This window comes from Yoonia sp. (assembly GCF_036007805.1).
Classification (GTDB): Bacteria; Pseudomonadota; Alphaproteobacteria; order Rhodobacterales; family Rhodobacteraceae; genus Yoonia.
The window spans coordinates 1-4,382 of the sequence record NZ_DASYOK010000087.1; the positions used below are offsets into that span (position 1 = coordinate 1).

Annotated in this window: 5 protein-coding genes; 3 read left to right on the forward strand and 2 right to left on the reverse strand. The window is 57.0% G+C overall.

Annotated elements, in window-relative coordinates; all coding sequences use genetic code 11:
- Positions 1-1,137: acyl-CoA dehydrogenase family protein (locus VGP75_RS05125; RefSeq protein ID WP_327542625.1), on the reverse strand; the 1,137-nt coding region annotated here is incomplete at its 3' end.
- A gap of 159 nt (positions 1,138-1,296) precedes the next feature.
- Between VGP75_RS05125 and VGP75_RS05130 the strand changes: the two genes are divergently transcribed.
- Positions 1,297-1,575, forward strand: a complete 279-nt coding sequence (locus tag VGP75_RS05130) for a hypothetical protein (protein ID WP_327542626.1) — start codon at positions 1,297-1,299, stop codon at positions 1,573-1,575.
- Here VGP75_RS05130 and bhcR read toward each other — a convergent pair.
- Positions 1,572-2,399 carry an HTH-type transcriptional regulator BhcR gene (bhcR, locus tag VGP75_RS05135; protein WP_327542627.1) on the reverse strand — a complete coding sequence of 276 codons (828 nt, stop codon included), beginning with the start codon at positions 2,397-2,399 and terminating at the stop codon, positions 1,572-1,574. The two genes, VGP75_RS05130 and bhcR, sit on opposite strands and share 4 nt — an antisense overlap.
- A 163-nt stretch (positions 2,400-2,562) precedes the next feature.
- Between bhcR and bhcA the strand changes: the two genes are divergently transcribed.
- Positions 2,563-3,753, forward strand: a complete 1,191-nt coding sequence (gene bhcA / locus VGP75_RS05140; protein ID WP_327542628.1) for an L-aspartate--glyoxylate aminotransferase BhcA — start codon at positions 2,563-2,565, stop codon at positions 3,751-3,753.
- Positions 3,753-4,382, forward strand: a 630-nt coding sequence (locus tag VGP75_RS05145; RefSeq protein WP_327542629.1) for a pyridoxal-phosphate dependent enzyme, incomplete at its 3' end; no start/stop codon positions are given. The genes bhcA and VGP75_RS05145, both read left to right, overlap by 1 nt.

A 4,382-nucleotide genomic window follows, 5' to 3' on the forward strand; every position in this document is an offset into this window, starting at 1 on the left:
TTCGCGGCTGATAATGTGGCGCTGGATTTCCGATGTGCCATCCCAGATCCGCTCAACCCGCGCGTCACGCCAGAACCGCTCAATCGGGAAATCGCTCATCAATCCCATGCCGCCATAGATTTGCAGGGTCGCGTCAGTGACACGGGCCAGCATTTCGGTGGCATAGACCTTGGCCGAGGCAATTTCGCGGTTCGCAGGCAGCCCTTGATCCAGACGCCACGCGGCAGACAGCGTCAGCATATCGGCGGCGTCGATCTCGGTGATCATGTCGGCGATCTGGAAACTGACGCCTTGGAATTTGCCGATGGGTTGGCCGAATTGCTTGCGCTCTGCGGCATACTTCAGGGCATAATCAAAACACCGCCGCGCGCGTCCGACAGACATGGTGGCGACGGTAATGCGGGTGGCATAAAGCCATTCGTTCATGACGGCAAAACCGCCATCAACCTCGCCCAGAACCTGCGTATCGGGCAGGCGGCAGTTGTCAAAATCGAGAATGCAGTTCTTGTAGCCACGGTGACTGACGGATTTATAGCCAGCGCGCACCTCAAAACCCGGCGTCCCGCGATCAACCAGAAATGTGGTGATGCGCTTTTTCAGCCCACGGGGCGTGTCATCAACGCCGGTTGCGACAAAGACGATAAAGAAATCGGCGTGATCCGCACCCGAAATGAAATGCTTGGATCCGTTCAACACCCAATCGCCGCCATCACGCACGGCGGAACATTTCATCCCCCGCACGTCCGATCCTGCATCAGGTTCCGTCATGGCAAGCGCATCCATCCGTTCGCCGCGCACCGCGGGCAGTAGATACCGCTCACGTTGATCCCCCTGACAGGCCATCAGGATATTCTGCGGGCGCCCGAAAAAGTGGTTCAGCGCCATAGACCCACGCCCCAATTCCCGCTCGACCAGCGCAAATTCGACATGGCTTAGCCCCGCACCGCCAACCTCTTGCGGGAAATTGCACGCGTAGAAACCCAACTCGATCGTCTTGCGCTTGATCTCATCGGCGACCTCTTTTGGGACTTCGCCACTGCGTTCGACCGCATCTTCATGAGGGTAGATTTCGCGTTCCACAAAAGACCGCACGGTTTCCACGATCATTTGTTGTTCATCGGTCAGGCCAAAATGCATGGTTGGCTCCGTTTTGGTGCTTCACGGCGAACCGTAAGAAGGCGACTTGGAAATGTCATGCAGAATTGCGAGGGCTGAAAAGAAAACGCGCAGAGCGACAATGTTTGCCGTTTTGATCCATGCAGATTAGTCTGATCCCATTCAGCCAAACGGGATTGCATGTTCACCACCTGCACTGAAACAGTCAGTATCCTTTATGCCATCGCCTTTGGCGCGGGTGATGCCTGCGTCGATGTCGGCGCAGGGTCAATCCTGGCCGCCTTTGCCGCATTTATGGTGCTTGTGGTCATTGCCCAGTTTCTTGCACGCAAGCTCTGGGCAAAGCTGACACAGTCACAACCTCATGCTTCGCCCGAACCAACCATGTCCGAAAATGACCACCCGTTCAGTGACGATCCGAATTATCGCGACAGTGCCATCCGGCGCAGCAAACGCTAGTTCGCCGGCCGGTTGTTCCCGCCAATCGCGCGGGTCAGGCGCGCCGCGGCTTCCATGACATCTTCGGCCAAGGCCACGATCCGGTCATCGGTGATCCGTGACGTCGGCCCCGAGACTGAAATTCCCGCCACCGCCTCGCCAAAGACATTATAGACGGGGGCGGCGATGCACCGCATGCCGATGTTGCGTTCTTCGCCGTCAAAAGCATAGCCGCGCGCCTTGGTCGCATGCAGATCGGCGATCATCGCTTCAGGATCTGTCAGCGTATGGGGTGTAAACTGTTCCAGCTTGCTGGCGGCAAGCACCGCACGTTGGCGTTTATCGTCCATGCGCGACAGCAAAGCTTTGCCAATCCCCGATGAATGCATCGCCGAGGCCGTACCGGGTGGGAAAAAGGCGCGAATTGTTGCATGTGTCTCAACCTGCCCCAGAAAGAGCACCTGACCATCCCGTTCGATCCCAAGGTTCGCAGTCTCGCCCGTCGCCTCCATCAGATCACGCATGATGGGCCGTGCGCGTTCGACCAGCGACGTGCGGCGCAGGAACATTGATCCGGTCAGGAATGCAGCGGGGCCAATGCTCCAGACCTGGCTTTGCGGATCGAAGTCGGCAAATCCGCGTCCCTGAAATGTTGTCAGAACACGGTAAACTGTTGCGGGGGATTGCCCAAGGGCGCCCGCGATTTCGGACAGGGTGCTGCCTTGCATTTCACCCAACTGGACCAAAACCTCTAACGCGCGATCGAGCGATTTAATCGTATTCTGCGCACCCTTGTCGTCCCATGCCTTGGGGCGACCACGGCCACGCTTTACCTCTTCTTCCATGATTTTTCTCATATCTGAAATTACATTTCACATTATGAAAAATACAAAGCACTGACAACAAACATTTTTCTCATGCAGTCACTTTCTGAAAAATAATTTCAAAAAAATATGCAGACAGGGTCTGTTCTGGCAAAACACGCTCAACCCAATGGAGGATTGGACGATGAGCTTTCAGAACCCCGTATTTATTCCCGGCCCGACGAATATGCCCGAGGCTATTCGCAAAGCCTGTGACATGCCGACGATTGACCACCGGTCACCGCTTTTCGGCCAGATCCTGCATCCGGCACGTGCTGGCGTACAAAAGATCCTGAAGTCCGACACAGCTGAAGTCTTTATCTTTCCGTCTACCGGCACCGGTGGCTGGGAGACAGCACTCACAAATACCCTGTCTCCCGGCGATACGGTTCTGGCGGCGCGCAACGGGATGTTCAGCCACCGCTGGATTGATATGTGCCAGCGTCATGGGCTGGATATGCAGATCGTCGAGACCCCATGGGGCCAAGGCATTCCTGCGGACCGTTACGCCGAAATCCTGAAAGCGGACACCGCGCATAAGATCAAAGCGGTGCTGGCGACGCATAATGAAACGGCGACCGGCGTGAAATCGGACATCGCTGCTGTCCGCAAAGCGCTGGATGCTGCAGGTCATCCTGCGATGCTCTTTGTGGATGGGGTCAGCTCGATCGGGTCAATGGATTTCCGCTTTGATGAGTGGGGCGTTGATGTCGCGGTAACGGGTTCGCAGAAAGGATTCATGCTGCCTGCGGGTCTGGCAATTGTTGGCTTCAGCCAAAAGGCACGCGATGCCAGCAAGACGGCACAACTGCCGCGCACATTCTTTGATATCGCCGATATGACCAAGGGCTATGCAGCCAATGCCTACCCCTATACCCCTGCTGTGGGTCTGATGAACGGGCTGCTTCTTGCGACCGAAATGTTGCTCAAAGAAGGCCTCGAAAACGTCTTTGCGCGGCACAACCGGATCGCTTCCGGTGTACGGGCCGCCGTGGATGCCTGGGGGCTGGAACTTTGCGCGGCTTCCCCTGATCTCTACTCTGACACAGTGAGTGCGATCAAAACGCCCGAAGGGTTCAACGCCACTGATATTGTGACCCATGCCGCCGAAAAATATGGCGTGGCATTTGGTGTCGGGCTTGGCGAAGTGGCCGGCAAAGTCTTCCGGATCGGCCACCTGGGCAGCATGACAGATGTCATGGCCTTGTCAGGCATCGCCACAGCAGAGATGTGTATGGTCGACCTTGGTCTTGAGATCAAACTCGGGTCCGGTGTGGCGGCAGCGCAGGAATACTATCGCGGGTCTACAGGCCTGAAAATGCGGGATGCAGCATAATGAAAGACCAGACTGACATGTATATTCCGACCTATCAGGACATGCTGGATGCGCATGAGCGCATCAAGCCGCATATCAACCGCACACCCATCCGCACTTCGGACTACCTCAACGAACTGACCGGCGCGCAACTGTTCTTCAAATGCGAGAACTTTCAGGAACCGGGGGCGTTCAAGGTTCGTGGTGCCGCAAATGCAGTCTTTGGACTGACGGATGAACAGGCCAAGCATGGCGTGGCCACCCACTCTTCGGGCAACCATGCATCCTGCCTCAGCTATGCCGCGATGCGCCGGGGCATCCCTTGCAACGTGGTCATGCCGCGCACAGCACCGCAGGCCAAGAAAGACACAGTGCGGCGCTATGGTGGCGTGATCACCGAGTGTGAGCCCTCGACCACATCACGCGAGGAAACATTCGCGCGGGTGCAGGCCGAAACGGGCGGCGATTTTGTCCACCCCTACAACGATCCACGCGTGATTGCAGGACAGGGCACGTGCTCCAAGGAATTCATGGAGCAGGTGGACGGGTTGGAAATGATGGTCGCACCCATCGGTGGTGGCGGCATGATTTCGGGCACCTGCCTGACGCTCTCGACCCTCGCGCCCGAGGTGCAGATCATTGCCTCCGAA

Bases quoted from the DNA above. Each gene is read 5' to 3' on its own strand.
- VGP75_RS05130 (WP_327542626.1), top strand. From the start codon at position 1,297: ATGTTCACCACCTGCACTGAAACAGTCAGTATCCTTTATGCCATCGCC.
- bhcR (WP_327542627.1), bottom strand. From the start codon at position 2,399: ATGGAAGAAGAGGTAAAGCGTGGCCGTGGTCGCCCCAAGGCATGGGAC.
- bhcA (WP_327542628.1), top strand. From the start codon at position 2,563: ATGAGCTTTCAGAACCCCGTATTTATTCCCGGCCCGACGAATATGCCC.